At 70.5% G+C, this 24,589-nt stretch carries 28 protein-coding genes and 2 pseudogenes; 22 read left to right on the top strand and 8 right to left on the bottom strand.

The window, feature by feature from the left end:
• Positions 1–292: 292 nt before the first annotated feature.
• Entirely contained in the window at positions 293–1,024 is a 732-nt protein-coding gene (locus tag IE269_RS24820) for a TetR/AcrR family transcriptional regulator (protein ID WP_229898189.1), read from the top strand.
• Positions 1,025–1,665: 641 nt separating this feature from the next.
• On the opposite strand, the pseudogene IE269_RS24815 reads toward IE269_RS24820, so the two are convergent.
• Positions 1,666–2,292: pseudogene (locus IE269_RS24815) on the bottom strand (aldo/keto reductase); the annotation flags it as partial.
• 265 nt (positions 2,293–2,557) lie between these two features.
• On the opposite strand from IE269_RS24815, the gene IE269_RS24810 reads away from it, so the two are divergent.
• The 18 genes from IE269_RS24810 (at position 2,558) to IE269_RS24725 (ending at position 16,779) form a co-directional block, all read left to right on the top strand.
• Positions 2,558–3,697: a tyrosine-type recombinase/integrase gene (locus IE269_RS24810; RefSeq protein ID WP_189825335.1), complete on the top strand. Its 1,140-nt coding sequence runs from the start codon at positions 2,558–2,560 to the stop codon at positions 3,695–3,697.
• Positions 3,698–3,709: 12 nt separating this feature from the next.
• Positions 3,710–3,952, top strand: a complete 243-nt coding sequence (locus tag IE269_RS24805; protein ID WP_189825334.1) for a hypothetical protein — start codon at positions 3,710–3,712, stop codon at positions 3,950–3,952.
• Positions 3,953–4,100: 148 nt separating this feature from the next.
• Complete coding sequence (locus tag IE269_RS24800; protein ID WP_189825333.1) at positions 4,101–4,322, top strand: hypothetical protein; 222 nt, start codon at positions 4,101–4,103, stop codon at positions 4,320–4,322.
• A 132-nt stretch (positions 4,323–4,454) separates the two neighbouring features.
• Positions 4,455–4,631: an HNH endonuclease gene (locus IE269_RS24795; protein WP_229898188.1), complete on the top strand. Its 177-nt coding sequence runs from the start codon at positions 4,455–4,457 to the stop codon at positions 4,629–4,631.
• 201 nt (positions 4,632–4,832) lie between these two features.
• On the top strand, positions 4,833–5,183 hold the full coding sequence (locus IE269_RS24790) for a hypothetical protein (RefSeq protein ID WP_189825331.1): 351 nt from the start codon (positions 4,833–4,835) through the stop codon (positions 5,181–5,183).
• Positions 5,184–5,220: 37 nt separating this feature from the next.
• Complete coding sequence (locus IE269_RS24785) at positions 5,221–6,588, top strand: terminase large subunit domain-containing protein (protein ID WP_189825330.1); 1,368 nt, start codon at positions 5,221–5,223, stop codon at positions 6,586–6,588.
• Between the two features lie 99 nt (positions 6,589–6,687).
• Positions 6,688–7,974, top strand: a complete 1,287-nt coding sequence (locus IE269_RS24780; RefSeq protein WP_308436978.1) for a phage portal protein — start codon at positions 6,688–6,690, stop codon at positions 7,972–7,974.
• Entirely contained in the window at positions 7,971–9,734 is a 1,764-nt protein-coding gene (locus IE269_RS24775) for a phage major capsid protein (protein WP_189825327.1), read from the top strand. Before IE269_RS24780 ends, IE269_RS24775 begins: the two co-directional genes overlap by 4 nt.
• Positions 9,731–10,126, top strand: coding sequence for a hypothetical protein (locus IE269_RS24770; protein ID WP_189825326.1), 396 nt, complete (start codon positions 9,731–9,733; stop codon positions 10,124–10,126). Before IE269_RS24775 ends, IE269_RS24770 begins: the two co-directional genes overlap by 4 nt.
• 5 nt (positions 10,127–10,131) lie before the next feature.
• Positions 10,132–10,500, top strand: coding sequence for a hypothetical protein (locus IE269_RS24765; protein WP_189825325.1), 369 nt, complete (start codon positions 10,132–10,134; stop codon positions 10,498–10,500).
• Positions 10,497–10,961: a hypothetical protein gene (locus tag IE269_RS24760; RefSeq protein WP_189825324.1), complete on the top strand. Its 465-nt coding sequence runs from the start codon at positions 10,497–10,499 to the stop codon at positions 10,959–10,961. The genes IE269_RS24765 and IE269_RS24760 overlap by 4 nt, the downstream gene beginning before the upstream one ends.
• A 14-nt stretch (positions 10,962–10,975) precedes the next feature.
• Complete coding sequence (locus IE269_RS24755) at positions 10,976–11,368, top strand: hypothetical protein (RefSeq protein WP_189825323.1); 393 nt, start codon at positions 10,976–10,978, stop codon at positions 11,366–11,368.
• Positions 11,361–11,681, top strand: coding sequence for a hypothetical protein (locus tag IE269_RS24750; RefSeq protein WP_189825322.1), 321 nt, complete (start codon positions 11,361–11,363; stop codon positions 11,679–11,681). Before IE269_RS24755 ends, IE269_RS24750 begins: the two co-directional genes overlap by 8 nt.
• A 93-nt stretch (positions 11,682–11,774) precedes the next feature.
• Entirely contained in the window at positions 11,775–13,535 is a 1,761-nt protein-coding gene (locus IE269_RS24745) for a phage tail tape measure protein (protein ID WP_189825321.1), read from the top strand.
• Positions 13,535–14,872, top strand: a complete 1,338-nt coding sequence (locus tag IE269_RS24740; RefSeq protein WP_189825320.1) for a hypothetical protein — start codon at positions 13,535–13,537, stop codon at positions 14,870–14,872. The genes IE269_RS24745 and IE269_RS24740 overlap by 1 nt, the downstream gene beginning before the upstream one ends.
• Position 14,873: 1 nt before the next feature.
• Positions 14,874–16,034, top strand: a complete 1,161-nt coding sequence (locus tag IE269_RS24735; RefSeq protein ID WP_189825319.1) for a hypothetical protein — start codon at positions 14,874–14,876, stop codon at positions 16,032–16,034.
• Positions 16,035–16,036: 2 nt separating this feature from the next.
• Positions 16,037–16,273 carry a hypothetical protein gene (locus IE269_RS24730; RefSeq protein ID WP_189825318.1) on the top strand — a complete coding sequence of 79 codons (237 nt, stop codon included), beginning with the start codon at positions 16,037–16,039 and terminating at the stop codon, positions 16,271–16,273.
• The gene (locus IE269_RS24725; protein WP_189825317.1) at positions 16,270–16,779 is read left to right on the top strand and encodes a hypothetical protein; all 510 of its coding nucleotides are present in this window, start codon (positions 16,270–16,272) and stop codon (positions 16,777–16,779) included. The genes IE269_RS24730 and IE269_RS24725 overlap by 4 nt, the downstream gene beginning before the upstream one ends.
• Positions 16,780–16,878: 99 nt before the next feature.
• Here IE269_RS24725 and IE269_RS24720 read toward each other — a convergent pair whose 3' ends face one another.
• On the bottom strand, positions 16,879–17,082 hold the full coding sequence (locus IE269_RS24720) for a DUF397 domain-containing protein (RefSeq protein WP_189825316.1): 204 nt from the start codon (positions 17,080–17,082) through the stop codon (positions 16,879–16,881).
• Positions 17,051–17,920 (bottom strand): helix-turn-helix domain-containing protein, encoded by an 870-nt coding sequence (locus IE269_RS24715; RefSeq protein WP_189825315.1) that lies wholly within the window; start codon positions 17,918–17,920, stop codon positions 17,051–17,053. The genes IE269_RS24720 and IE269_RS24715 overlap by 32 nt, the downstream gene beginning before the upstream one ends.
• A gap of 110 nt (positions 17,921–18,030) precedes the next feature.
• On the opposite strand from IE269_RS24715, the gene IE269_RS24710 reads away from it, so the two are divergent.
• Positions 18,031–18,330: a hypothetical protein gene (locus IE269_RS24710; RefSeq protein WP_189825314.1), complete on the top strand. Its 300-nt coding sequence runs from the start codon at positions 18,031–18,033 to the stop codon at positions 18,328–18,330.
• Positions 18,331–19,082: 752 nt separating this feature from the next.
• Here the strand turns inward: IE269_RS24710 and IE269_RS24705 are convergent.
• The 3 genes and pseudogenes from IE269_RS24705 to IE269_RS24695 form a co-directional block, all read right to left on the bottom strand.
• A pseudogene (locus IE269_RS24705) lies at positions 19,083–19,466 on the bottom strand (aldo/keto reductase); the annotation flags it as partial.
• A 65-nt stretch (positions 19,467–19,531) separates the two neighbouring features.
• Entirely contained in the window at positions 19,532–20,125 is a 594-nt protein-coding gene (locus IE269_RS24700) for a Uma2 family endonuclease (RefSeq protein WP_189825313.1), read from the bottom strand.
• Between the two features lie 115 nt (positions 20,126–20,240).
• Entirely contained in the window at positions 20,241–20,801 is a 561-nt protein-coding gene (locus IE269_RS24695; RefSeq protein ID WP_189825312.1) for a MarR family winged helix-turn-helix transcriptional regulator, read from the bottom strand.
• A 27-nt stretch (positions 20,802–20,828) separates the two neighbouring features.
• Here IE269_RS24695 and IE269_RS24690 point away from each other — a divergent pair, with 27 nt between their 5' ends.
• Positions 20,829–21,332, top strand: a complete 504-nt coding sequence (locus IE269_RS24690; RefSeq protein WP_189825311.1) for a carboxymuconolactone decarboxylase family protein — start codon at positions 20,829–20,831, stop codon at positions 21,330–21,332.
• A 106-nt stretch (positions 21,333–21,438) separates the two neighbouring features.
• A complete protein-coding gene (locus IE269_RS24685; RefSeq protein WP_189825310.1) occupies positions 21,439–22,596 on the top strand; it encodes an alpha/beta hydrolase family protein in 1,158 nt (385 codons plus the stop codon).
• Positions 22,597–22,606: 10 nt separating this feature from the next.
• On the opposite strand, the gene IE269_RS24680 is transcribed toward IE269_RS24685, so the two are convergent.
• Positions 22,607–23,815 carry an esterase/lipase family protein gene (locus IE269_RS24680; RefSeq protein ID WP_189825309.1) on the bottom strand — a complete coding sequence of 403 codons (1,209 nt, stop codon included), beginning with the start codon at positions 23,813–23,815 and terminating at the stop codon, positions 22,607–22,609.
• Positions 23,816–24,084: 269 nt separating this feature from the next.
• Complete coding sequence (locus IE269_RS24675) at positions 24,085–24,582, bottom strand: peptidylprolyl isomerase (protein WP_189825308.1); 498 nt, start codon at positions 24,580–24,582, stop codon at positions 24,085–24,087.
• Positions 24,583–24,589 lie beyond the last annotated feature (7 nt).

The following is a 24,589-nucleotide window of genomic DNA, read 5'->3' as shown; positions in this document are numbered from 1 at the left end:
CCTGCGGGGTCATGGGTGGGATGTCGGGTGGTGTGCGCCGATGAAACAGCCGCCGTCAGAGTTATGTCAATGGTGTTGACGTAACGCGGTGGTTAACTGGCGCGCGGCAGGTTGTACGGCTGTACGGCGAGGGAGGGGTGTGACGGTGAGGATGTCGGGCGGGGCGAGTGGGGTGGTTGCCGGGGAGGGTGACGTGGCCGGTGGGGCGACTGGCGGGGCGCGCCCGGTGGCTGGTGAGGCGCGTGGGGCGAGCGGTGACGTGGCCGGTGGGGCGACTGGCGGGGCGCGCCCGGTGGCTGGTGAGGCGCGTGGGGCGAGCGGTGACGTGGCCGGTGGGGCGACCCGGGTGCCGGCCGAGCGGAAGCGGCGGCGGCCGACCCGTTCGGGGACGGTCCTCTCCTCCGACGCGATCGTCGACAAGGCCCTCGCCCTCGTCGACGAGAACGGCGCGGACTCCCTCACCATGCGCAAACTGGGCCAGGCCCTCGGCGCCGACCCGAGCGCGGTCTACCGCTACTTCCGCTCCGTGGAGGACCTCCACCTGGCGCTCGGCGACCGCCTCATCGGCGAGACGATGACCGACTTCACCCCCGACCCCACGGACTGGCGCGCCTCGCTCCGCGACTTCGGCGTACGGGCCTACCACTCGGCCCAACGCCACCCGCGCGCAGCCCTGTTGAGCGGTTTCCGGGTGACCCGCCTCCCCAACGAACAGCGCGCCATCGACACGGGCCTGGGCCTGCTGCGCGCGGCGGGCTTCGGCCCCCGGGACGCGGTCCGCCACTACCACGCGTTCATCGACACGGTGCTGGGTCATGCGGCCCTGGACGCGGCGGTGCAGGGCCTGCGGCCGGAGCAGCGGGAGGGGGACGAGGGGGCGTGGGGCGCGGTCTACGCGGAGGTCTCCGCCGAGACGTACCCCCATCTCCACGAGGCCCGCCCCCACCTCCCCCTGATGCGCGACTCGGCCTTCGAACGCGCCCTGGACCTGCTCCTCGCGGCGATCGACGCGTCGCCCCGTTAGGGGCGCGGGGCTGTGCCGCATTTGCGGCTACCGCCGCGCGGGCGCGCCCTGCTCGTACGGGCCCGCCCCACCACCGTGCCCCTTTCAGGGGCGCGGGGAACTGCGCGACCAGCCACCCACCCAGCCGCGCGGCGAGCGCTTTAGGTGAAGGGGCGGGGCTGGGGCCTCCTTGGCCCAGCGGGCCGGGGCTTTACGTGCCCGGTGCTGGGAGGCGCCCCGAGGGCCCTGTGGCTGCGCGCACCCGGCGTACAAGGTGCGGGCAGGGGCCGGAACCGGGGTGGGCCCGGATCGGGCGGGCCGTCCCCTTGCCCGCCCGTCCCGCCCCCGGGGGGCGGCCCCGCCGCCCAAGGGGACGGGGAGGGGGGGTGGGGGCGGCCCCCGCCGCCCAGAGGGGGCTGGGGAGGTGGAAGGGGGCAGCCCCGCCGCCCAAGGGGGCGAGGGAGAGGGGGGAGGGGGCGGCCCCGCCGCCCAAGCCTCGACCTGACCGGTGACCGGTGACCGGTGACCGGCCCCACCCGCCCCGCCGGTTACGCTCGATACGTGAATCCCAAAATCCGCAACCAGATCATGGCCGGCGTCCTGGTCCTCATGTTCGTCGTCATCGCGGCGGCCTCCATCCTCGGGAACTGACCGCCCGCCGCCTACCAGGCAAACGCCTCCGGCGACGCCCCCGGCCCCGGGAAGACCTCGTCCAGCCCGGCCAGCAGTTCCGCCGAAAGTTCCAGCTCGACCGCCCGCAGCGCGGACGCGAGCTGGTCGGCGGTGCGCGGGCCGACGATGGGGCCCGTCACACCCGGCCGCGTCAGCAGCCACGCGAGCGCCGCCTCGCCGGGCTCGATCCCGTGTTTGTCGAGCAGGTCCTCGTACGCCTGGACCCTCGCCCGCACCTCCGGCTTCGCCAGCTCGTCGGCGGCCCGCCCGGACGCGGTGCGCCCCGAACCGGCCCCCTCCCGCTCCTTGCGCAGCGCGCCGCCGAGCAGCCCGCCGTTCAGCGGGGACCAGGGGATGACCCCGAGCCCGTACTCCTGGGCCGCCGGAATGACCTCCATCTCGGCCCGCCGCTCGGCGAGGTTGTAGAGGCACTGTTCACTCACCAGCCCGTACGAGCCGAGCCGCCGCGCGGTCTCGTTGGCGCGCGCGATGTGCCACCCGGCGAAGTTCGACGACCCGGCGTACAGGATCTTCCCCTGCTGCACCAGCACGTCGACGGCCTGCCAGATCTCCTCGAAGGGAGTCGCCCGGTCGACATGATGGAACTGGTACACGTCGTTATCTGCACTACCACTCAGGACTCCACACCAACGGGTGACCCCGTAGGGCATGTGGACCCTTCCGAGTGTGGCGCGTCTCCGACTCCAGGTCGCCGCCGCTGGACTGCACCCAGCGTGCGAAGAAGATCATGGAGGACGGCAGGTAATGGCAGCTCAGAGGAACGTCACGGGTCACCCCGCGATTCAGCGATGGATCAATGCCCGACTGGAGGCCGGGCACGGGGAAGACGCTGTGAAGGGGTGGGCCCGGTGCGTCAACGCCATGTCCGTACGCCTCATGGTCGAACCGGCGGACCTCCCCGTGGACGCCGTCCGGCAGCACTTCGCCGGACGCACCGCCGCCCCCACCACCATCCGGAACTACACCAAGGCGCTCCAGGGCTGGCTTGCCTACTGCGCCAACGGTCTTGGGGAGCGCCGCCGCACCGGCCTGCCCATGAACATGGACGACCCGGACCTCTTGGCGTGGGCCGTGTTCCTGGACGCCGACGGAATGTCGCAGAACACCGTGAACGGCTACACGAGGTGCGCGAACCGCGTCGTCAAGCACTCCGGCAAGCCCGCGCGCGAACTCACCGCATCGGACGTCACGCAGTTCTTCACCGACGCCCAGGCGCGTTCCCGTGCCCAGGGAAAGAAGGGCGTCACCCGCTCGTACCGCGCCGCCCTGATGACCGCCGTGCGCTCCTTCGCCAAGTGGAAGGGCATGGAGGACCCGACCAAGGGCATGAAGTCGCGCGGCTCTGACTCCGTGCGCCACGTCCCCATCCACCGCGAGGACCTGAAGACGCTTCTGTTCCGCGCGGAGCAGGAAGCCGAGTCCGAGAACGACCAGACCGCCGCCATGGCCCGCACGATGCGCGCCATGCTGCTCCTCATGTCCGGGGCCGGTCTGCGCATCTCCGAAACGCTCCGCGTGAGCCCCCACCACCTCCGCCACGAGGGCATGGAATGGAGTCTGCGCCTCGTGGACTCCAAGGGCCGCCAGGACCTCCCGGACGTCTGGCAGCCCGTTCCGGAAGCCGTCGCGTACTACCTGCGCGCGAACTTCGAGCCGTACGAGACGATCGCCCCGTACGCCGACTGGAACGGCAACAAAGCCTCCCTCGCGTTCTGCGGCTGGACCCTGAAACACGGCGTCGTGACGTCCGCCCACAAGCTCCGCGCGTTCTACGCCACCGACCTCTACCGGCGCCGTCAGGACATCGTCTGGGTGCAGACGATGATGAGGCATAAGAAGATCGAGACGACGCGCGGTTACATCCACCACGTGACCAGCGTCGAACACCGCACCACCATGAACGACCTGATGAACGACCTGATCACCCCCCGCCACGATCAGAACATCATCCCGCTGCGCCGCCCCGCCGCCGAACCGCTGCGCCCCGCAGCCGAAGCGTAAGGACGTCCCACGATGACCGAGACACCGCAGATCAACCGCCCCCTGATGATCACCGCCCTGTACTGCGGCGGCTGCCACGAGGGCCGCTACCGCAAGACCACCGACCCCGCCGGGGTGCTGGTGGAGTGCACCGCGTGCCAGCGTCCCGCCCACCTGGACGATTTCGTCATGGACGACGGGGAACGGCTGCTGTTCGACTCGTCGGGGCTGCTGGGCTACGTCACCGCGCCCACCCTGCCGGAGTACGCCGAGTAGCGCGCCCTGGTGGGCCGTGTTCAGATCAGGGCACGGCGCAAGGCACGCACGCAACACCAGGCAGGACCAGAGGGGCCCCGGACACACCCGGGGCCCCTCTGGCGTATGTCGGCGCGCGTGTCGGCCGCTGGCCGGTCAAGATCGGGACATGACTCCCGTAGCAGTGGCCGCCGTCGTCTCGATGTCGTTGGTGAACTTCGCCCTGGTGGCGTTGCTGTTCGCCCTGGTGAGCCGCTGCATGGCCTCACCGCGCCCCCTGGTGGCCGCACAGCGGGAGCGTATCGCCGTGCCTGAGCCTGACCCCCTGGACGCCCGACACGGGGCGGACGGTTCCCGCTGGAAAGGTGGCTGGCCCCATGAGCAGAGTTGACCGCGCGATAGCCGTTGCGCTGCTGGTGTTCGCCGGGATGCTGGTGGTGATGGGGGCGGGGTGCATATGGCTCCCGTGAGCGCGCTGGGGGATGGGGGGTCCTCCAGTGAGTGGAGGCGGGTGCGGGCCGCTGTGCTGGCCGCTGAGCCGCTGTGCCGCACGTGTGGAGAGCCCGCGACCACCGCCGATCACATCGTGCCGCGCAAGCACGGGGGAGACGACCGGCCCGACAACCTGCAACCGCTGTGCGCGCCGTGCAACCTGGCCAAGGGGGACGGACTGGTGGCCGAACCGTCGCGCGACTGGTGAAGGACCAAGGTCCCGGGCCCTACGGCCCCGCCGGCGCCGGGACCAAGGTCCTTCGCGCGCCGGGACCAACGACCCGCCACGGTTTTCTGACGACGCCGCCCGCGCGGACACCCCGCGCCCAGTGTTCTCTCTCCCCGCCCAAGGGGTGGGGGGTACCCGCTCAACGCGCCCAATAGGGCCTGACCTGCGAAAATGGGAGACATGGCGACTACTAAGACGTCCCGTAAGGTCCCGGGTGCCAGGAAGCCACGGGGGTCCCGCCGCCCCGGGGCCGCCGAGAAGGGCATCTCTGCGGCCGTACGCGCGTCCCGCAAGGGCGGGAAGGCTGATCCCCGGTTCGCCGGTGTGGAAGCGCTGGCCCGGGTCGCTGGCCGGGCCCTGGACGAGGCCGTGAGCGCCGGGGAGCGGTACGCCGTGGCCCAGCTCCTCCCGCGCGTCCTGGACGTCCTGGACGCCATGCAGCTCACGCCGGAATCCGCCGGTACCGGTGACGATTCGCTGGGGGAGTTCCTTGCAAGCCTCGCCACCCCCACGTTGGTGCACGCCGCGTAACCCCGGGGTCCCGACGTTCGGCCCCGCCGTCGCCAAGGTGGCCGAGCAACTCGGGACGCCGCTCATGCCGTGGCAACGCCAGGTGGCGGACACCGCCCTGGAGGTGGACCCCGCCACGGGGTTGCTGCGGCATCGCCTCGTCCTCGTCACCGTGCCGCGCCAGTCGGGCAAGACCGCGCTGCTCCGCGCGCTGTTCGCGCACCGCTGCCTGTCCGTACGGGATGCCTCGTGCTGGCTCACGGCCCAGACGAGGAACGATGCCCGGGACGTGTGGATGGAGTGCGCCAAGCGCGTCGACCGCTCCGTGATAGCGCCGCTGGCGACGATCCGGCGCACGAACGGAAGCGAGTCGGTGTCGTGGCGTACGGGCAGTGAGTTCCGCATCTTCGCCCCGTCGGAGGACGGGTTGCACGGCAAGTCGACCGACCTCGTCGGCGTGGACGAGGTGTGGGCGTTCTCCACGGAGCAGGGGGCCACGCTCACCCAGGCGATCGTTCCCACCCAGGCGACCAAACCGGCCGCGCAGATCTGGCTTGTCTCGACCGCCGGAACGGCGCGTTCGGGGTGGCTGCGCTCCCTGGTGGACCAGTGCCGGGAAGCGCTGCGCACGGGTGCGCCGTCCCCGGCCGCGTTCTTTGAGTGGAGCATCCCCGAGGACACCGCCGACCTGGACGACCTGGACGTGTACGCCGCCCACCATCCGGCGCTCGGGCACACCATCAGCATGTCCGCCCTGGAGCAGGCGCGCGCCGCCATGGGCGTGTCCGAGTTCGCCCGCGCGTACGGAAATTACTGGACGACGTCCACGACGTTCGCCATCAATCCGGCGCTGTGGGACCGCGCGCAGACGATCGAGAAGTTCGCGCCGCGCTCCCCGGTGTCGTTCGCGGTCGAGGTGGCCGCCGACCGCTCGGGCGGGGTGATCGTCTCCGCCGGGCGGCTGGCGTCCGGGGTGGCCGCCGTCGAGGTGGTGGAACACCGGGGCGGAGTCGGGTGGATCGCCCCGCGTCTGCTGGAGCTCGTCCAGCGTCACCGGCCGGTGTCCGTCGTCATCGACCCGCACGGGCCCGCGCGCACCGTGCACGCCGCCCTGTCGGCCCAGCGCCGGACCAACGTCCCGTTGCTGGACTTCACCGCCGGGGACCTGGTGGCCGCCCACGCGGAAGCGCTGGACGGACTGGCCGACGGAACGTTGCGGGTGCGGCCGGACCGCGCCGGACGGATGAACGCCGCGCTGGCCGCCGCGACCACCCGCACCGTGAGGGAGCAAGAGGTGTTGTCCCGGACGCACGCCGGGGACGGTTCCTCTCCGGCCGCCCTGATCGCCGCCGAACTCGCCCTGTACGGACTGGCCCACCCCGCGCCCGCCGCGCCCGCCCCTCACCTCGTCGTCGCCGGGACCTAGGTCCCCGCCGGCCAAAGGACCAAGGTCCCGAGCGGCGCCGGGACGAAGGTCCCGACCTCCCGAGTCGCCGTTTACACGTGTCACCCATATCGTCATCACATGGGTTGGTTTGCCCCGATATCACGGGTACGCACAAGCGCCAGGGTCGTGCGCGCGGCTACCACGTCCATGCAGATCGGGGACGACGCCGCCCGCGCGCCGCAAGGGCTCTCTCCTGCCCTTGCGGCGCGCATCCAGGCCGATCACGACCCGTCCGCCTCGTGGCTCGCGCACGGTGGCCCGATCCCCCGCGCTGTGGCGCTGCAAGTCCCCGTGGTTCGCCGGGGCGTGCGTCTCATCTCCGGGGCCATCGGGTCGTTGCCGCTGGCTCGCTGGCGCGACGGGGAGCAGATCGCCCCCGGGCCGCTCCTGGAGCAGCCGGAGGCGTGGCGCGCGTACTGCCGCACCATCGCCGTCACGGTGGAAGACCTCGTCCTGTACCCGTGCGCCTGGTGGCGCGTGACCGAACGGGACTCCTGGACCGGCTACCCGACCAAGGTGGTCCGGCTGAATCCGGAGTTCGTCCAGGTCCAGCGGGAGGCCGGGAGCGACGAGGTCACCCGGGAGTGGGCCACGTACAAGGGCCACATCGTCCCGGCCGGTGACCTGATCCGGTTCGACGGGCCCGACGAGGGGCTGTTGCACTTCGCCCGGGGAGCGATCACGACCGCGCTGCTCCTGGAGGCCGCCGCCGCGCGGTACGCGTCCCCCGAGATTCCGTCGGGCGTGCTGAAGCAGACGTCTCAGTACGAACTCACGGACGCCGAGGTGGCCCAGTTCATGGCCCGGTGGCGCGCGTCGTTCAACGACGGCTCCACACGGTGGCTGAACGCCGGGGTGGACTACGTCCCCGTCCAGTCGACCGCTGCTGATCTCCAGCTCGTGGAAGCGCGCGAGGAATGCGCGCTCCAGGTCGCCCGCCACATGGGCATCCCGCCCCGGTACCTGGCCGTCTCGTACGGCGACTCCATGACGTACAGCAACCTGGAGAGTCAGCGCCGGGACCTCACGGAGCTGGACTTCACCCCGTACCTCAACGCCATTGAGCAGCGGTTGAGCATGAGCGACCGCAACGGGTGCCCGCGCGGGCAGAAGGTCCGGTTCGACCTCTCCGACTTCGCCCGGGGCGTCCCCCTGGAGCGCGCACAGCGGTACTCGTCCCTCGTCCCGCTCGGGGTGATGTCCGTGGACGAGGCGCGCGCCGCCGAAGACCTCACCGGGCCCGCGCCGAAGCAGCCGCAGACCTCACCGCGGCAGGACCAAAGTCCCGCCGGCGCTCGGGACCAAGGTCCCGCGGGGCGCCGGGACGAAGGTCCCGCCCCCGCACCCCAGGTAGGCACCCCGTGATTCTGACCATGACGACGCCGCTGCGCGCCGCGTTCCCGCCCAAGAAGGACGAGGACGAGGACCAGGCCGCGCCGCCCGCCGCCGACGGGCCCCCCGCCGACGAGGACCAGGGCGACGAGGACGAGGGCAAGAAGCGGAAGGTGGCCGCCCGGACCGTGGGCGGACAGATCCTTGAGTACGGCGTCCGGAGCAGGCCCGGGGGCCCGTTCTCGTCCGTGACGTTCGCGCCGGGGTCCCTGGAGTTCGACGGGGACGACATGAGCCACGTCAAGCTCTTGCGCGACCACGACACCGCCCAGCCGCTCGGGGTCATGACCAGCCTGTCCGACACCGAGACCGGGGCGGACGGGGAATTCCGTCTGGGCCGTCACGCCGCCGCAGACGAGGCCCTGATGCTGGCCGCCGATGGCGTGCTGGACGGGCTTTCGGTCGGCGTCGAGCCCCTGGAGTGGGACGACGACGCCGACGAGAAGGGCGTCACCGTCACCCGCGCCGCGCTGCGCGAAGTCTCCCTCGTCGCCTTGCCCGCCTACTCACGTGCACGCGCGTCGCGCGTCACCGCCACAGGAAGGCCCGCCATGACCACCGAGACCCCCACCGCGCCGGAGACCCGGCCGGACGCCGACGTGGAAGCCCTCGTCCGGCGCATCCTCGCGGAGCGCGCTCCGGCAGAGTCCGCGCCGCTGCTCCCCGCCGACGGGCCCGCCCCGACCCCCACCATCTCCGCCGCCCACGTGGTGGACCGTGAGGGCTACGGCCGGACCCTGCCCGCCGTCGTCGTCGGCCGTGAGCGCGTGGACGCCGCCGACTACCTCTCGGCAAGCCTGGAACTCATGGTCAACGGCAACGCCGCGCCGTTCGAGCGGGTACGCCAGGTCATCCAGGCCGCGACGCCCGTGCACGAGACGACGGAGCTTGTCCCGGGTCTGCTCCCGCAGGTGATCACGGGCCCGCTCCTGGATCAGCTCGTGGTGAAGCGGCCGGTGTGGCAGTCCCTCACCCCGCGCACCATGCCCAGCGGCTCCGGGAAGTTCTCCAGGGCCCGGGTGAAGCAGCACACCCAGACCGGTGAGCAGACCGCCGAGAAGTCCGAACTGGTCAACCGGCCGATGAAGATCGACCTGGAGGAGATCGCCAAGAGCACGTACGGCGGGTGGGTCAACATCTCCCGCCAGGTCATCGACTGGACGTCGCCGGGCGCGCTCGCCCTGATCGTCCAGGACCTCACCGAGAACCTGATGGCGGACGCCGAGACGATCGCCACCGCCGCCCTGGTGGCCGCCGCGACGGACAAGGTGGAGTCCGCGTACGACGACCCCGCCAAGCTCAACGCAGCGATCTACCAGGCCGCCGCCAAGGTGTACGGGGCGAACAAGAACCAGAACGTTCCGGCGGACCGGGTGTGGATGAGCCCGGACGTCTGGGCCACCATCGGCGCGATGGTCGACGGGAACAAGCGACCGCTGTTCCCCGCCCTCTCGCCGTCCAACGCGCTCGGGTCGCTGCGCCCCGCCAACCCGACCGGCGGGGACTTCGGCGGACTGTCCGTGGTCGTCTCCGGCAAGCTGCCTGAGAAGACCCTGATCGTCGGTGCCAGTGAGGCCATCGAGGTGTACGAGGACCAGCGCGGGACCCTCCAGGCCGTGGAACCGTCCGTTCTCGGGGTCCAGGTCGCCGCCTACGCCTACTACGCCACGTACGCCCCCCAGCCGGGCGAACTCGTCGCCATCGGCCCCAAGGCGTCCGGGGGCGGAGGGTGACGGAGTACGTGACCGCCGACGAGGTGGCCGCCCTCGTCGGCATCCCCACCCCGGCAGAGGGCACCCCGGACGGGGTGTGGATGCGCGCGGCCGTGGCCGGTATCAACGCGCTGGCCGTCCGGACGATCCCGAGACTTCGGGACCAAGGTCCCCCCGCCGGCACATCCGAAGGTCCCGAGCGGCGCCGGGACGAAGGTCCCGTCCAGGTGCCCGCCGACATCAAGGCCGCGTTGCTCATGCAGGCGCAACGGCTGTTCGCCCGCCGCTCCAGCCCTACCGGGGTCGTCGGGTACGGCGACGCCGGGGGCGGAGCCGTCTACGTGTCCCGCTGGGACCCGGACGTCGAACGGCTGCTGGGCATCGGCTCATGGGCTCCGGCCCAGACAGGGTGATCGTCATGAGCCGCATCACGGACGCCATGGAGCATCTGGCCGACCGCATCCGGGCCGGGGTGGATCGGCCGGTGACGACCGACCCGCGCAACGTCGTCGCGCCGTGCGTCCTCGTCCCGCCGCCGATGCTCACCCCCGGCGGGGTGGCGTGCGGGGGCCACAAGTACCGGTGGCGAATCCTCGTCGTCGGGACGCCGGGCGCGCGCGCGGAGCTGGACCCGCTGGGCCGCCTCCTGGACGACGTCCTGGAGGTCCTGGAGGACGAGGGCCCGGGGTGGACGCTGGCCGAACTGGTGGCGTTCGAGCCGTACGACGCCGGGGCCACGGAGCCGTCCATGGCCTATCAAGTCGAGATCGAGGAGTACGCCCCATGAGCGTCACGGAATCCAAGCTGAAAGAGGGGGCCCTCACGTTCGGCCCCGATGGTGAGGAAGCCCTCAAGGTCTCCTGCCAGACCACCGCCGTCACCCTGGAGCCGAGTTTCGACGAGGCCGGGGACCCGGTAGAGGTGCTGTGCGGGGACACGCTGGCCGCCGCCACCAAGACCACGTGGGCCATGAAGTTCACCGGCATTCAGGACTTCACCGACCCCAAGGGCTTTCAGATGTACGCGTTCGAACACGACGGGGAAACCGTCGAGTTCACGTGGAAGCCGAACAAGACCGGCCCCACCTTCACCGGCCGCGTGACCGTGAAGGCGCTGGCGTTCGGCGGAGACGTGAACACCCGTATCGACGTCGAGGCGGAGTGGCCGTGCAACGGAAAGCCGACCGTCACCCCGGCGGAGACTCCCGCCCCTGAGCAGGCCGCGCCCGCCCTGGTGAAGGGGAAGTAGTGGCCGCCACCGTCGTGCGCGTCGAGGGGATGCGCGAGGTACGCCGCGCGCTGCGCCGGGCCGGTGGTAACGAACTGCTGGACCAGCTCAAGGGCGAGCATCAGCAGCTCGCGGCCACCGTGATGCGCGCCGCCGCCCAGCTCGCGCCGCGCCGTACCGGCCGTATGTCCGCGTCCATGCGCTCGTCCGGCACGCGCACCATGGCCACCGTCCGCGCCGGGCGGGCCAGCATCCCGTACGCCGGGGTCGTCCACTGGGGCACCCCGCCAGGCCGCCGCCGTCGGCCGATGAACATCAGCCCCAACCCCTGGATTGCGATCGCCGCCCAGCGCACCGAGCCCCAGTGGGCCGCTCACTACGAGCAGGCCCTACGGCAACTCATGAGAAGGGTCGAGAACGGTGGCTGACGACAAGTGGGTATCGGACTTCGGGGACCTCACCGGGCCGGAGACGGACAAGGTGTACGAGCTGCTGGGCATCAGCCCCGCCGACACCGAGCGGCACGCGTTCTCTCTCGCGTGCGCCGTCGCCGTGGTGACCCGCCAGCGCACCGACCCGAGCGTCCCTGACGACCGGTGGAAGACGCTACGGATGGACGACGTGGTCACCGTGGAGTCCCCCGATCCCAAGGACGAGGCGGACCCTACGTTGCCCGGGTCTACGCCCGGGTCGTCCTCTCCAAGGCATGGGGAATCAGCCCCCGAGAGTGCAGGGAGCTGACGAATTTCGAGGTGGCCATGATGTGGCGGGTTCTCGATGAACTCGCCGCCGATTAGGGGGAGTCCACTCCGGGGGGAGTAGGGAGCCCCCGTCATGGGCAGACCGGCAACGCTGGCCGTCCGGATCACAGCTGACGCGTCCCGCGCCGCCCGGGGCGCGCAGCAGGCCCAGCGCGCGTTCTCGTCGCTCGGGTCGCACATCAAGGCCCTTGCCGTCACCGCCGGAGCGCTCGCGCTCGGGGGCGGTATCGCCGACTTCGCCAAGCGCGCCGTCTCGTCGGCGTCGGAGGTAGAGCAGAACTTCGGGGCCCTGGACGCCGTCTTCAAGGGGTCGTCCGGGCAGATGAAGCAGTGGGCCGCCGGTGCGGCCCAGTCGGCCGGTCTGTCCAAGGCCGCGTACTCCGGCATGGCCGTCACGCTCGGGGCCAGTCTCAAGAATCAGGGCGTGGCCGTCGGGGACGTCGGCAAGCTCACGAACGACCTGATCACCAAGGGCGCGGACCTGGCGTCGATGTTCGGCGGTACCACCGCCGAAGCGGTCGACGCGCTCTCGTCCGCGTTCCGGGGTGAGGCGGACCCGGCGGAGCGCTACGGGCTGAACCTGAGCCAGACCGCCGTCAACGCCTACAAGGCCGCGCACGCGTCGCAGAAGCTCACCGACACCCAAGCGCGTCTTGCGCTGATCACCCAACAGTCCAAGGATGCCACTGGCAACTTCGCCAAGGAATCCGACACGCTGGGCGGTCAACAGCAAAGGCTGGCAGCGCAGTTCGACAACATGGCCGCCGCGCTCGGGGCCAAGGTTCTCCCCGTTCTTACCCAGGTCGCGCAGTGGGCCAATGACAAGCTGCTCCCGGCCGTCGGCTCCGTGGCGTCCGCCATCGGGGAGCGGCTGGGCCCCGCCCTCTCGCTGCTGGGCGGCTGGCTCTCGGGGACCGTTCTTCCCGCTGTGAAGGACTTTGGCCAAACGCTGGTGACACGTGTCATTCCCGGGGTGGTCGGGTTCGTGAAGGGCGTCGTGGACGCCGGTAAGGGGGTCGTCCAGACCGCCCGCGACTTCGCGCCGCTCCTGGTGGCCGCCGGGGCGATTGCCGCGCTGCTGGCCGGGCCGCTGGTGGCCGCGTTCGTCGTCTCCCAGGTGCAGCTTGGAATCCTGGCCGTCCAGGTCGGCGCGCTCACCGTGGCCCAGCGGGTGGCCGCCGTGGCAACGAAGGCGTGGGCGGTTGCCCAGCGGCTGTTCAACCTCGTGTTGAGCGCCAACCCCCTCGTACGGGTCGCCATGCTGGTGATCGCGCTCGGGGCCGCCGTCTACACCGCCTACCAGAAGTCCGAGACCTTCCGCCGGATCGTGGACGCCGTGTGGGGCGCGGTGAAGCGGGCCGGGGCGTACATCGGAGGCGCGTTCGTCTCCGCGTTCAACGCCTGCAAGAACGCCGTGGGTTGGGTCGTGGACAAGGTGAAGGCGGTCGTCTCCTGGTTCGGCCGCATCCGGTTCCCGAACCCGTTGAACATGATCCGCGACGGGTTCAACCGGATCAGGGACGCCGCCCAGTGGGTCATTGACAAGGTCCGGTCCGTGATCGACTGGATAGGCAAGATCCCCGGCGGGGGGCTGCTGAAGAAGGCCATCGACCTCGTCACGTACAGCGCTGCGCCGCCCTCACCGGCCGCGTACGGGCCTACCGGCTACGCCAGCAGCCCCGGGGCCCTGCGGGACGCCGCGCGCGTCCTGCGGCCGTCTACGACCGTGTACATCACCATGGACGGAACCCAGCTCCAGGGCCGCATCACCCGAACCGTGGTCGGCGCGATGAACGCCGACGGGGCGCGGCTCCAGGCCGGGGGGTGGGCGTGATGGCCGCCCAGCCGTGGCCGCTCCCGCGCCTCGTCCTGGCCGTGGCCGTCACGACGACCGAGGCGGGCCGGACGCTGGCCACCTTCACCGTCACCAACGCCAAGGCCGCCGGGGTCGCCCTCGTGGACCCCGGGGACGGGGGCGAGAAGCTGCGCGTGACCCTCACCGCCCAAGAGGGAGACCCGGGGCTGTTCACCGGCACCACGACGCACCCGTACACCGTCCCGGGACACACCACCTACACCGCGTCCGCCGTGGCCGCCGCGCCGTCGCCCGCGCCCACCTGGAGCGCCGTCCCCGACCGGTGGCCGGTGTGGCCGGACGTAGAGGCCGGGGTCGTCACGTGGGAGGACGTGGCCCGGACCGAGGAGTACGCGGAAGTCCCCGTCACGGTGGACGTCGGGGACGCCACCGTCTGGGCCACGGTCTACGACGCCTACCCCCTGCCCCGCATCCACATCGCAACGTGGATCGCCGCGCCGGACAAGATCCGCCGGTGGACGCTGCGCCGGTACGTACCGAGCGCTGGCGGGGACTTCGACGTGGACATCTGGGCCGGTGACCGGAAGGCCGTGAACCTGTCCCTGGAGGACGGGGAAGCGCCGTTGGACCAGCCGGTGACCTACCGGCTCACCCTGGAACTCAACGACGGCACCCGGACGGTACTGACGTCCAACGAGGTCATGATCAGCGGCACCCGGGGGTGTTTCCTCACCGACACCCGCAGTGGCCGCACGGTGCCCGTACAGGTCCAGGCGTGGGACGCCCGGGAATGGGAGTCCCGCCAATCGCTCCTGGTGGTCATGGGCCGCGCGGACCCGGTCGTCCTCACCGACCGGCACGTCCGCCCCAAGGGCACGTGGTCGCTCCTCACCCGCTCCCGCGAGGAACTGGAGTCGCTGTATTCGGTGCTGCTCTCGTCCCGCCACGTGCTGCTCCGCACTCAGGCCGCCTCGTCCCTCAAGGCCGTGTACGTGGCCGTCGGCAACCTGGCGGAGCAGCGGTTGTATCCGGGCATCGGGAACGCGTGGGAACGCCTCACACAGGTGCAGGTGCAGGAAGTCGCGCCGATCCCCGCCACGGCCCGGATCGCCGGGACGACCTGGACGCAGCTTGCCGCCGCGTACGAGACGTGGGAGGCCGTGGCGGAGCGCTTCCCGTCGTGGCTGGACGTCGGGGAGTGGATCGCCGCCCCGAAGCAGAGCGCGCCGCCGGACCCCGGGCCGCGCCCGTACCTGGACCAAGGTCCCGGCGCCGAGTGGGCCGATGGTCCCCGCCGGCCCCAGGACCAAGGTCCCCGCCGGCGCCGGGACCAAGGTCCCGAAGGGGAGGTGTGACATGCGGCCGTCCAGCGACATCTACCAGCAGCTCATCACCACCAGCCACGACGTCGTCTGTGAGGTGTCGGCGTGGATGGGCCCCGGGGAGTACACCCCGTACCGGCTGCTGGCCGCCCGCGTGCCGGTCACGTCCGGGACGATCCAGTACGACGACACCGCCACGCTGCGCCGCCGCCTGAACATCACGGTGCCCATCCGGGACCCCGAGAACGCCACCAACTGGGACCCCCAGGGAGACCCCGCCCACCCGCTGGCAGTCTTCGGCCAGCAGCTCAACGTACGGATTGGCCTCACCCTCCCGAACGGGGAAGTGGAGCTGTTCAACCATGGGTGGTACCTCATCTCCGAGTGGTCCGTGGATGAGCTGGAGCGCACGGTGTCCGTGACCGCCGTCGACGTCGCGCAGCGCATCGTGGACGAACGCCTGATGATCGCCCGGGGCCCGTGGTCGACCGCCAAGACGTACGCCGCTGAGTTCCGGCTCATGGCGTCCGTCGTCCGTACGGACCCGTACGTGGACCCCCGCCTGTCCATCACCAAGAAGGTCAACCCCGCCACCATCTGGGAGCGGGACCGGGCGAAGAACCTGGACGACCTCTGTACGGCGTGGCCGGGCCGCTGGTTCATCGACGACGAGGGCCGCCCGCACGCCGCGCCGCCCCTCCCCGAAGTCACGCCGACCACGCGCCCAGACGTCGACCTCGTCTCGGGGGCCCGGGGAACGGTCGTGAACCGCGCCCGCACCGGCACCCGGGAACGCCTCTACAACACCGTCGTGGCGATCGGAAAGACCGGTGACGAACTCTCGTCCCGGCCGCCGTGGGTGTCCAAGAGCATCGAGACCCCGGGGTCACCGATCCACCCCCAAGGGCCCTACGGGTACAAACCCCGCTTCTACCAATCCGATCTGCTCACGACGTCCAAGCAGTGCATGGACGCCGCGAAGGCGCTGCTGCCCAAGGTGGCCGCCATCGGCCGCACGGAGCCCATCAACGTCCTGCCGGACTACCGGGTGGAGCTGGGGGACGTCGCCCGCGTCCGGACCGATGGCGGGGACTTCACCGGCCACGTCACGGCCATCACGCTCCCGCTCACCGCCGACGGGGGCCACATGCAGGTCACCTTGGCCAACGTCCCCGACACCCCAGAGGAGAACTGACCATGCCCACGATCGCCCAGGTGCTCCAGGGCCAGCAGGACCCGGAACGCCCCGACCGCCATTACGTGGCCAAGGTCAAGGCCATCACCGCGCCGTGGGCCACGTGCGACTTCTACAACGTCCGCGACTGCCAGGCAGTCATCCCCAAGGGTCTCGCCGTGGCCGTGGGGGAAACCGTCCTCGTCCTCGTCGGCCGCGCCGCCAATGTCGTCCTCTGCGTACTGGAGACCAAGTCATGACCGGACATACCCCGCTGCTCGCCTACCCCTACCCCGAGCCGTCCGACCCGCCCCGGGGCTGGGAGCAGATCCAGGCCCTTGCGGAAGCGCTGGACCAGCAGGCCAAGCCCGTAACCCGGGAACTCCCCCTGAAGGCGGAGTACGCCAAGAAGACCGCGTTCTACTACCGGCAGAACGGGCGCGTGCATCTCTTCGGGCAGATCCGCCGCGCGGACGGGGGCAAGATGAACGCCGGATCAGAGGAGTTCCTGACCTCGTGGGCCCCGGACGCCCGCCCGCCGTCGTACTTCTCCGCCACCGTGACCGTGGTCGGCGTCTCGGGTCTCGCCATCTTCTCGCCCGTGCTCCGCGTCGACGTGAACACCGGCTATCTCAAGGCCGTCGGGGGTGACCCGAAATACCAGTTCACCGCCGTGAACCTCACCGGCCTGTCGTGGCCGATCGCCATCGAGCACAACCCGGACGCCGCCGCAGCGTTCCCGGCCTCGTACGAGGCCGGACCCTGACCCCGGGACTAAGGTCCCCGCCGGCGCCGGGACCAAAGTCCCACCGCGGAAAAGACAGCAGCCCCGACGGAACCCGTCGGGGCTGCTGCCTGGTGAGCCTTAACGCCGCGCTGCCACGTCCGCCACAAACGGACCCCAGGCCGCCGCCGGGAAGACGAGGACAGGACCGGCAGGGCTCTTACTGTCGCGCACCGGCACCACGCCGGAGAAGCCGTCCGCCACCTCAACGCAATCGCCGTTGCTCGCGCCGCTGTAACTCGACTTGCGCCACTCAGCCTTGCCAAGGTCGTGCATATCGATCATGTGCGTATTCCTCCGCCGCTTTCTCAAGTAGGGACAGCGATGCCTCTACCGGCAGTGCGTCGGCTAGGGCCAGGTCGTACGACGCCTGACACGCGAGGACCACGGCCGGATCGTCATGCAATTGCCCTGTTCGCAGACCCTCAACGTACGCGACCGGGGGAGCGTCAGAGAACCGCATTAGGACCACCATGCTCTCCAACAGGGCATGTGCGCCATGGGAGAAGGGGAGGATGTGCGTCCGCACGCGCCCCGATCGGCCAAGCTCCGCGATGTGCCGCAGTTGCTCCGCCATGACCGCGCCGCCGCCGATCCGGCGGAGCACGACCGACTCATCCAGCAATGCCCACATTTCCGGAGCGTCGGCATCGTCCAGCAGCGTCGACCGCTCTATGCGGTTGTCGATCCGACGCTCTACAGCGGCGGCTGTGTAGTTCGGTGTGCCCGCCCGGAACACCGCCCGCGCGTAGTCGGACGTCTGGAGCAGGCCGGGGACGAGGGTGGCCCCGTAGACGCGAATGCCCAGGGCCAGCTTTTCCAGCTCCGCCGCCTGCTCGAAGTGGTCCGCGAACTTGTCCTCGTCCAGTTCCTCGCGCATCCGGGCAAGGATGCCGTCCGTCCCGTACAGCTCATCCAGCCGCTTCGCGTCGTCTAGCTGGGGTTTCCGCCGCCCCGCCTCCCAGTGGGCCACGTTCTGGGGCGACGTGAGAAGTGCGTCAGCCACGGCCTGTTGCGTCAGTCCCGCCGCTTCGCGCTTCCGTACCAACTCGTCCGCGAAGAACTTGCGGGGTGACTTCCGCTCGCCCTGCTCCTTCCCCTGGTGGCTCTGCGTACGACCCATGGCCAACACCCTTCTACACAACGCCAGTTGGAGGGTCCGCCCCCCTTCTCAAGGCTAGCGATCCGCTCCCAGGGTTGAGGTACCCACTGCGAAACCCGACGGAGGCAAGCGTGCCGACCCCCCAGAAAGCCCCCCAGCCCCCGAAGTACCGCCCGGACGCCGGGTGGCGTCTCGACCGCATCCCCGCCCAGCGCGTCCAGCGCGTGGAACACGACGGAGACCCGGACCGCATCTTCCTCCCGCTCATGGTCATGCTCAACGGCAAGATGCGCGGGGACAGTGGCGTGTGGATGAGCCCCGCCGAGGCGGAGCAACTGCACGCCGAACTCTGCAACGTCCTCGGAGGCGACTGGGAGACCCTGCCGACCTGCCGGATCAGGCCTGACCACCAGTACGCCGGGCGAAGGTGATGCACCGCTTATGGGCCCGCGTCACCCGCTTCGCCGGGCCCTTGTTCGTCCTGATGATCTCCGCATCCATCGGACTCCTGCTGACCGCACTCCTCCAGCCTGATTGGATCTACCCCTTGCCCCCGTACCCGCCCCGGTGAGCCCGGGTACGGGAGACGGCTCCGGCGTCGCCGCGCCCGGGAGCCGTCCGACAAGCCCCGTCCGTGTGGATGATCGGCCGCACGGACGGGGCTCTGTTGTGCGTAGTCAGATGTGGTCAGCCTCGTACATGGACTCGACCCAATCGCGTGCACTCTCCCGATTCGGGGTGCACGACGGGTGCGCGGAGCAGCGTCCGCAGTGATCGCACGCCAGACCGGCGTTGCATTCCTCGCACTCCCACGCGCTGGCGAATGCTTCCTTCTCGCCGCAACCGGCGCACTGGCCGGGCAGTAAGACCAGAGCCAGCGGGGGGCCGGAATCTCTGGCGTCATCGTTGGTGGTTGCCATGGGGCGAAAGCTACCCAGGGAACGCGCTTGCACCGGGTATTCGGGCAGATGCCACGTACTGCCAATGCCGTCTGCCAACTGGCCTACACCGCAGTAGTACCCTTGCCTCTGGCGGTAGACCAAGACGAGGGCGGCCCCTACTTCACCAGCGGTAACGCGAAGGGTGGAGAGAAGAGGTCATTATTAGAACTACCAGCGGTTATGTCCGCTGGGGGGACTCGATGATGACCCGCTCAACACCCGGACTGAGCAAAGGGTGAAGAGAAGAGGTCGATGTAGTCGGTCCCCAGCCGCCGCAGACTGGCCTCGACCGACCTCCGGATATTGACGGCCGACAGCTTGTCGTGATTCGGCCACGGCACCTCGCCGTCGCCCGCCATGTTGGCGTACACCTTGGTTCCGAGGACGACCTTGTCGCGCCGCCCGCCGCCCTGGGCGAACCACGAGCCGATGATCTCCTCGGTGCGGCCCTTGTTGTTGCCCCACCCATACGCATTGGCGGTGTCGAAGAAGTTGACGCCCGCGCCGAGGGCGGCGTCCATGATCGTGTGGCTGTCGGCCTCGCTGGTCTCGGGCCCGAAATTCATCGTGCCGAGGACGAGACGGCTGACCTTGAGTCCGGTGCGTCCGAGCTGTGTGTACTTCATGACCCTCAACCCAACGCCTTCGAGCGCACTCGATGCAAGGGGTCCCGTACGGTCCCGGCGGGGGCTCAGTCGCGGGGGAAGTCGTTCGTGTCGAGGGTGAGGTCGAGGACGGTGCCGGTCATGTCGACGCTCTCGCCGAAGTCCAGGGACAGGCTGCCCTTGTACTCGTCGCCCTTGGGGAGGGTGTGGAGGTGCCATTCGCCGGTGCACGGGTCGACGATCAGGTACACCGGGACGCCTGCGGCGGCGTAAGTGGCCTTCTTGGAGCCGTAGTCGTTGGCCGCGGTGTCCTTGGAGATGACCTCGGCCACGAATTCGATGTCCCGGTGGTTCCAGCGGCCGGTTTCGGGGTCCTTCCGTGCGTCGTCGCGAAGCTTCACCACGTCGGGAGCCAGGCCGTTCAGCCGCCCCTCGAAGTCGATGCGTACGTCGGACGTGACCTTGACCTTGAGGCCGAACCGGTCCTCCAGGGCGCGCACGATCCTGCGGACGATCTGCCAGTGCGTGTCCCTCTGCGGCGACATGTAAACGGCCCCCTCGACGATCTCGACCTTGTATCCCTCGGGGGTCGGCTCAAGCCACTCGAACATCATGTCCAGAGTGGGCTCGTCGCTGGTGTCGGCCATCCTGATCCCCTCGGGCGCCTCGGTGATCGTCATGGTGCCGCTCCTCCCCGCTGCCGCTCGTGGCCGGCGGGCAGTCGCGCACTACAACGATACGCACGGTGACGTGGTGACGCAGGGGTGACGGCCCCGCCGGCGTTGACTGCCCGCCTCACCCGCCCAACCACCCCGCCGCATCCAGCCGATACCGGTCGGAAGGCGGGACGACCGTCCGCAGGGCGGCCTCCATTTCCTGTACGCGGTCGGGTCCGGCCGCAGCCGCCCACTCGGCCCGCAGGGACTCGAAGATCAGCGCCGACCGGGTCAGCAGATCGCGGCCCTGCGGGGTGAGGCGGACGATTTTGCGGCGGGCGTCGGCGGTGTCGGCGGCCGTGGTGACGTAACCGAGCGTGGCGAGCCGGTCGGCGGTCTTGCCCGCCGCCTGCTTGGAGATGCCGAGCCGCCGCCCGATCTCGCTGGCGGTGGCGCCGTCCGGCCCGACGGCCTGGAGGGCGAAGCCGTGGGCGGGGCGGGCGTCGGGGTGCCCCTGGGCGGCGAGTTCGGCGTGCAGGCGGTCGATCAGTGACCGGAACCCGGAGAGCAGCAGGAAGGGCAGCTCCCAGGCGGGGCCGTCCTCGCCCGTCGGGAGAACCTCCTCACCCGCCGCGCGGATCCCCTTGCCCGAATCGACAACCCGGTTTACCTTCATCTCATCGTCAACCATGTTGTCCATTCTAGGTCCACGGCTGAGGAGTCACCCATGCCCTTCATCGAGCACACCACCGAGACCGCCCCCACCGGATCCGTCCGGGCCCTGGAGTCCATCGCCGGGAACCTCGGCTTCGTGCCGCCCCCGGCGGCCAGGCAGGCCGAATCGCCCGAGCTGCTGAACGGTTTCCTGCGGATGAGCGCACTGTTCGAGAGCGTGACGCTGGAGCCGGTCGCGCGGGAGGTCGTCATCATGACGGTCGCGGCGCGCAACGAGTGCGGGCTGTGCGTACGGATGCACGCCGGGAAGCTGGAGAAGCTGGGGGCGGGGGCGGAGGTCGTCGCGGCACTGTCGGAGCAACGCCCCCTGGACGACCCGGCCTTGGAGGCCGTACGTCTCTTCACGTGCGCCGTGCTGGACGGTCGTGGCGAGGTCGACGACGCCGGGCTGAAGGCGTTCTACGCCCACGGGTACACGCAGCGCAATGCCCTCGAAGTCGTCCTCGGGATCGGCACGTACACCCTCTCCACCTTCGCCAACCGCCTGGTGGGATAGGGCACTTCGACCCCGGAAGCCCCAGGGGGACCCCGGAGGAAAGGCGGGGGCCGAGCATGACTTTCGGCAGGGGTGTCGGGGGCAGCCCGGTCCGTACGTTCGCCCCATGAACCGAAACCGGCGTTTCGTCGCCTCCGCAGCAGCCCTGATCGCCCTCGCCGTCACCGCTCCCCTCGCCGGGGCGGGGACGGCCCTCGCCGCCGAGCCGGCCGGGCCTCGCGCCGAGGTCTCCGCCTCCGTACAGCTCGAACTCCCCGCCCCCACCGGCAAGTTCGCCGTCGGGCGGAAGGAGCTGCACCTCGTGGACCGGGGCCGTACCGACCCCTGGGTGCCTTCGGCGGGGCCCCGCGAGCTGATGGTCTCCGTCCACTGTCCCGCCGCCCGGAAGGGCACCCGCGACACCTCCCCGTACATGACACAGGGGGAGGCCAGGCTCCTCCTGGAGGGCATGCGTCGTGCCGAGGAATTCCCCGCGGACCTCCTCGCGGGCACCCGCACCAACTCCCGCCCCGACGCCCGCCCGTTGCCCGGCAAGTACCCCCTGGTCCTCCTCTCGCCCGGCTACAGCCTGCACCGGTCCACCCTCACCCTCCTCGCGGAGGAGCTGGCGAGCCGGGGGTATGTCGTCGCGGCCATGGACCACGCGTACGAGTCCTTCGGGACCCGGTTCCCCGGCGGCCGGACGCTGACGCTGGTCAAGGCGCCGTCCGCGCAGGTGGTGCCGGTACGGGCCGCCGACGCGTCCTTCGTGCTGGACCGCCTGCTCGACCGGCGGGGCCCGTTCGCCCACCTCGTGGACCGCCGCCGGATCGGCATGGCGGGCCACTCCATCGGCGGCAACGGCGCGGCGGCGGCGATGGCGGCCGACCCGCGCATCGGGGCGGGCGCGAACCTCGACGGCGCCTTCTTCGACACACTCCCCGGGGCCGGCCTGAAGGGCCGCCCCTTCCTCCTCCTCGGCACGGACGCCACGCACCGCCCCGGCGGGAAGGGCCAGTGGGGCGAGGCATGGGCGGCGATGGACGGGTGGAAGAGGTGGCTGACGGTCGCCGGGACCGGGCACTTCTCCTTCAACGACGTGCCGGTCCTCGGCGGGCAGCTCGGCGTGGTCGACCCGGCGGCGCCGCTGCCGGGGGCCCGGTCGGGGGAGATCACGAGGACGTACGTGGCGGCCTTCTTCGACCGCCACCTCAAGGGGAAGGCGACCCCGCTGCTCGACGGCCCGACGGCCGCGAACCCCGAGGTCGCCTTCCACAACCCGTAGCCGGGAAGCGCTAGTCGGGCAGGTTGCCCACGATCCACTCGCCCAGCTCACGCGTCATCGACGTGTGCGGCGTGCTCGTCGACGAGAGGAGGAAGTCGTGCAGGCCGGTGTTCTCCTCCGACACCTTGCGCAGGTCGGCGAAGGGGTCCGCCTCCGGGGTCGACAGGTCGAAGTCCGCGAGGTCGACCGCACTGCCCGAGGGCACGAAACAGGTCGCCGGGTGGTGCGCGGTCGCCGGAGCGCCGAGCTGCTGGAGCAGGCCCGCGACCAGGGCGAAGTTGCCGAGGGTGCCGCCGGGGGCGCCGTCCAGCTCGGGGATCGTGTCCGTACGGACGGTCACCGGCTCCCCGCCCGTCTTCGCCAGCTCCGCGACCAGCGCGCCCTTGCCGCCGGGCTGGGTGTAGAGCTTGGTGCCCTTGAGGTCGCCCTCGGCGGTCAGCGCGGTCTCGCCGGGCTTGATGCCGTTGCCGACGCCCTTTCCGTCGCCGTTCGCGACGCCGAGGAGGCGGGGGATCTGGGGCCAGCCGCCGACCCGCTCCAGCTCCCCGAGGAAGGTCTCGCGGTCCTTGTTCGGGGTCGGCTCGCCCACGACCGTGCTGGTGTGCCAGCGCAGCATCTGCTTGGCCGCCGGGCTGCTCACCAGGCTCAGCATGCGCGAGTCGCCCAGGATGTACGGGACCAGCTTCTGGATGCCGATGGGCAGCCAGGCGCCGCGGTGCGGGGTGTCGTACGAGAGGTACACGGCGGTCTCGTGGTTCATCCGCTGGCGTTCCATCTTCGCCAGCGCGTACCGGGTGATCAGGCCGCCCATGCTGAAGCCGCCGACGGTCAGCTGGGCGTTGCCCGCCTTGCGGGCATTGGCCTCGTGGATGCACCGCACCGCGACCTTGGCGTTGTCGATGATCGACTTCGTACGGTCCTCGTAGCCGAGCAGCACCAGGTCGTGGCCGCTCTCGTGCACGGCGGAGATGAACTTGTAGTCCGGGGAGCCGTCGCCCTCCAGGCCGTAGTGCAGCTCGTTGTAGGAGCTGGGCAGGCTGGAGAAGCCGTCGGAGAGGATCACGGGCCGCTGGATCTCCTTGCGGCCGGGGACGCGGTAGACCCACGCGGTGCCGCCGTCGCCGAGTTCCCAGGTCTCGTCGGGGCGCGGTGCTTCGGGGAAGGCGATGCGGTTGTTCGGGTCGAGGTCGCCCCAGAAGTTGGCCACAGGTGCGGACATGCGTGTGCCTCCCGTACGAATGAGGGTTCTACCGTGGGTGTTCGGCAGGCTGCTGAACGTAATCGGGGGTGGGGGCGGGATGAATGGATCCGCGTGCCTTTGGCCGTAAAACGGCGGTTGCGGCGGAAAGCGGTCCGGGCGGAAATCAGCCAGGCGGGGGCTCGCGTGCGGGTCCCCGTACGCGCCGAAGCCCGGCGCGGCACCGAGGGGTGCGCGCGCCGGGCTTCGAGGTGAAGCGTTCCTGCCGTACGGGCGACAGGGGCAGCTGCTTAGAGCTGGCCGGAGGAGGCGATGGTGATCTTCGCCTGGGTGCGGCCGGACTGCGAGCCCAGCGACTCGATCTTCTTGACGAGCTTCATGCTCTCCTCGTCCGCGACCTCGCCGAACACGACGTGCTTGCCGTCGAGCCAGCCGGTGACGATCGTGGTGATGAAGAACTGCGAGCCGTTGGTGTTCGGACCCGCGTTGGCCATCGAGAGCAGACCCGGCTTGGTGTGCTTCAGCTGGAAGTTCTCGTCGGCGAACTTCTCGCCGTAGATGCTCTTGCCACCGGTGCCGTTGCCGGCGGTGAAGTCGCCGCCCTGGAGCATGAAGTCCGGGATGACGCGGTGGAAGGAGGAACCGGCGTAGCCGAAGCCCTGCTCGCCCGTGCACAGGGCGCGGAAGTTCTCGACCGTCTTCGGGACGACGTCCTCGAAGAGGTTGAAGGTGATGCGGCCCGCGGGCTCGTCGTTGATCGTGATGTCGAAGTACGTCTGGATCGTCATGGGGGCA

Source organism: Streptomyces spiroverticillatus (assembly GCA_014650415.1).
In the GTDB taxonomy this organism is placed as follows: domain Bacteria; phylum Actinomycetota; class Actinomycetes; order Streptomycetales; family Streptomycetaceae; genus Streptomyces; species Streptomyces spiroverticillatus.
Note: the sequence above shows the minus strand (reverse complement) of the source record. Positions and strands in the feature narration are given on the sequence as shown.

Coding starts and splice junctions, on each gene's coding strand:
- IE269_RS24790 (WP_189825331.1), top strand. CDS start 4,833: ATGGCGACTACTAAGACGTCCCGTAAGGTCCCGGGTGCCAGGAAGCCA.
- IE269_RS24700 (WP_189825313.1), bottom strand. CDS start 20,125: ATGACGATCACCGAGGCGCCCGAGGGGATCAGGATGGCCGACACCAGC.
- IE269_RS24780 (WP_308436978.1), top strand. CDS start 6,688: ATGGGTTGGTTTGCCCCGATATCACGGGTACGCACAAGCGCCAGGGTC.
- IE269_RS24685 (WP_189825310.1), top strand. CDS start 21,439: ATGAACCGAAACCGGCGTTTCGTCGCCTCCGCAGCAGCCCTGATCGCC.
- IE269_RS24720 (WP_189825316.1), bottom strand. CDS start 17,082: ATGATCGATATGCACGACCTTGGCAAGGCTGAGTGGCGCAAGTCGAGT.
- IE269_RS24760 (WP_189825324.1), top strand. CDS start 10,497: ATGAGCGTCACGGAATCCAAGCTGAAAGAGGGGGCCCTCACGTTCGGC.
- IE269_RS24745 (WP_189825321.1), top strand. CDS start 11,775: ATGGGCAGACCGGCAACGCTGGCCGTCCGGATCACAGCTGACGCGTCC.
- IE269_RS24805 (WP_189825334.1), top strand. CDS start 3,710: ATGACCGAGACACCGCAGATCAACCGCCCCCTGATGATCACCGCCCTG.
- IE269_RS24810 (WP_189825335.1), top strand. CDS start 2,558: ATGTCCGTACGCCTCATGGTCGAACCGGCGGACCTCCCCGTGGACGCC.
- IE269_RS24715 (WP_189825315.1), bottom strand. CDS start 17,920: ATGGGTCGTACGCAGAGCCACCAGGGGAAGGAGCAGGGCGAGCGGAAG.
- IE269_RS24690 (WP_189825311.1), top strand. CDS start 20,829: ATGCCCTTCATCGAGCACACCACCGAGACCGCCCCCACCGGATCCGTC.
- IE269_RS24695 (WP_189825312.1), bottom strand. CDS start 20,801: ATGGACAACATGGTTGACGATGAGATGAAGGTAAACCGGGTTGTCGAT.
- IE269_RS24675 (WP_189825308.1), bottom strand. CDS start 24,582: ATGACGATCCAGACGTACTTCGACATCACGATCAACGACGAGCCCGCG.
- IE269_RS24725 (WP_189825317.1), top strand. CDS start 16,270: ATGACCGGACATACCCCGCTGCTCGCCTACCCCTACCCCGAGCCGTCC.
- IE269_RS24800 (WP_189825333.1), top strand. CDS start 4,101: ATGACTCCCGTAGCAGTGGCCGCCGTCGTCTCGATGTCGTTGGTGAAC.
- IE269_RS24765 (WP_189825325.1), top strand. CDS start 10,132: ATGAGCCGCATCACGGACGCCATGGAGCATCTGGCCGACCGCATCCGG.
- IE269_RS24740 (WP_189825320.1), top strand. CDS start 13,535: ATGGCCGCCCAGCCGTGGCCGCTCCCGCGCCTCGTCCTGGCCGTGGCC.
- IE269_RS24680 (WP_189825309.1), bottom strand. CDS start 23,815: ATGTCCGCACCTGTGGCCAACTTCTGGGGCGACCTCGACCCGAACAAC.
- IE269_RS24735 (WP_189825319.1), top strand. CDS start 14,874: ATGCGGCCGTCCAGCGACATCTACCAGCAGCTCATCACCACCAGCCAC.
- IE269_RS24730 (WP_189825318.1), top strand. CDS start 16,037: ATGCCCACGATCGCCCAGGTGCTCCAGGGCCAGCAGGACCCGGAACGC.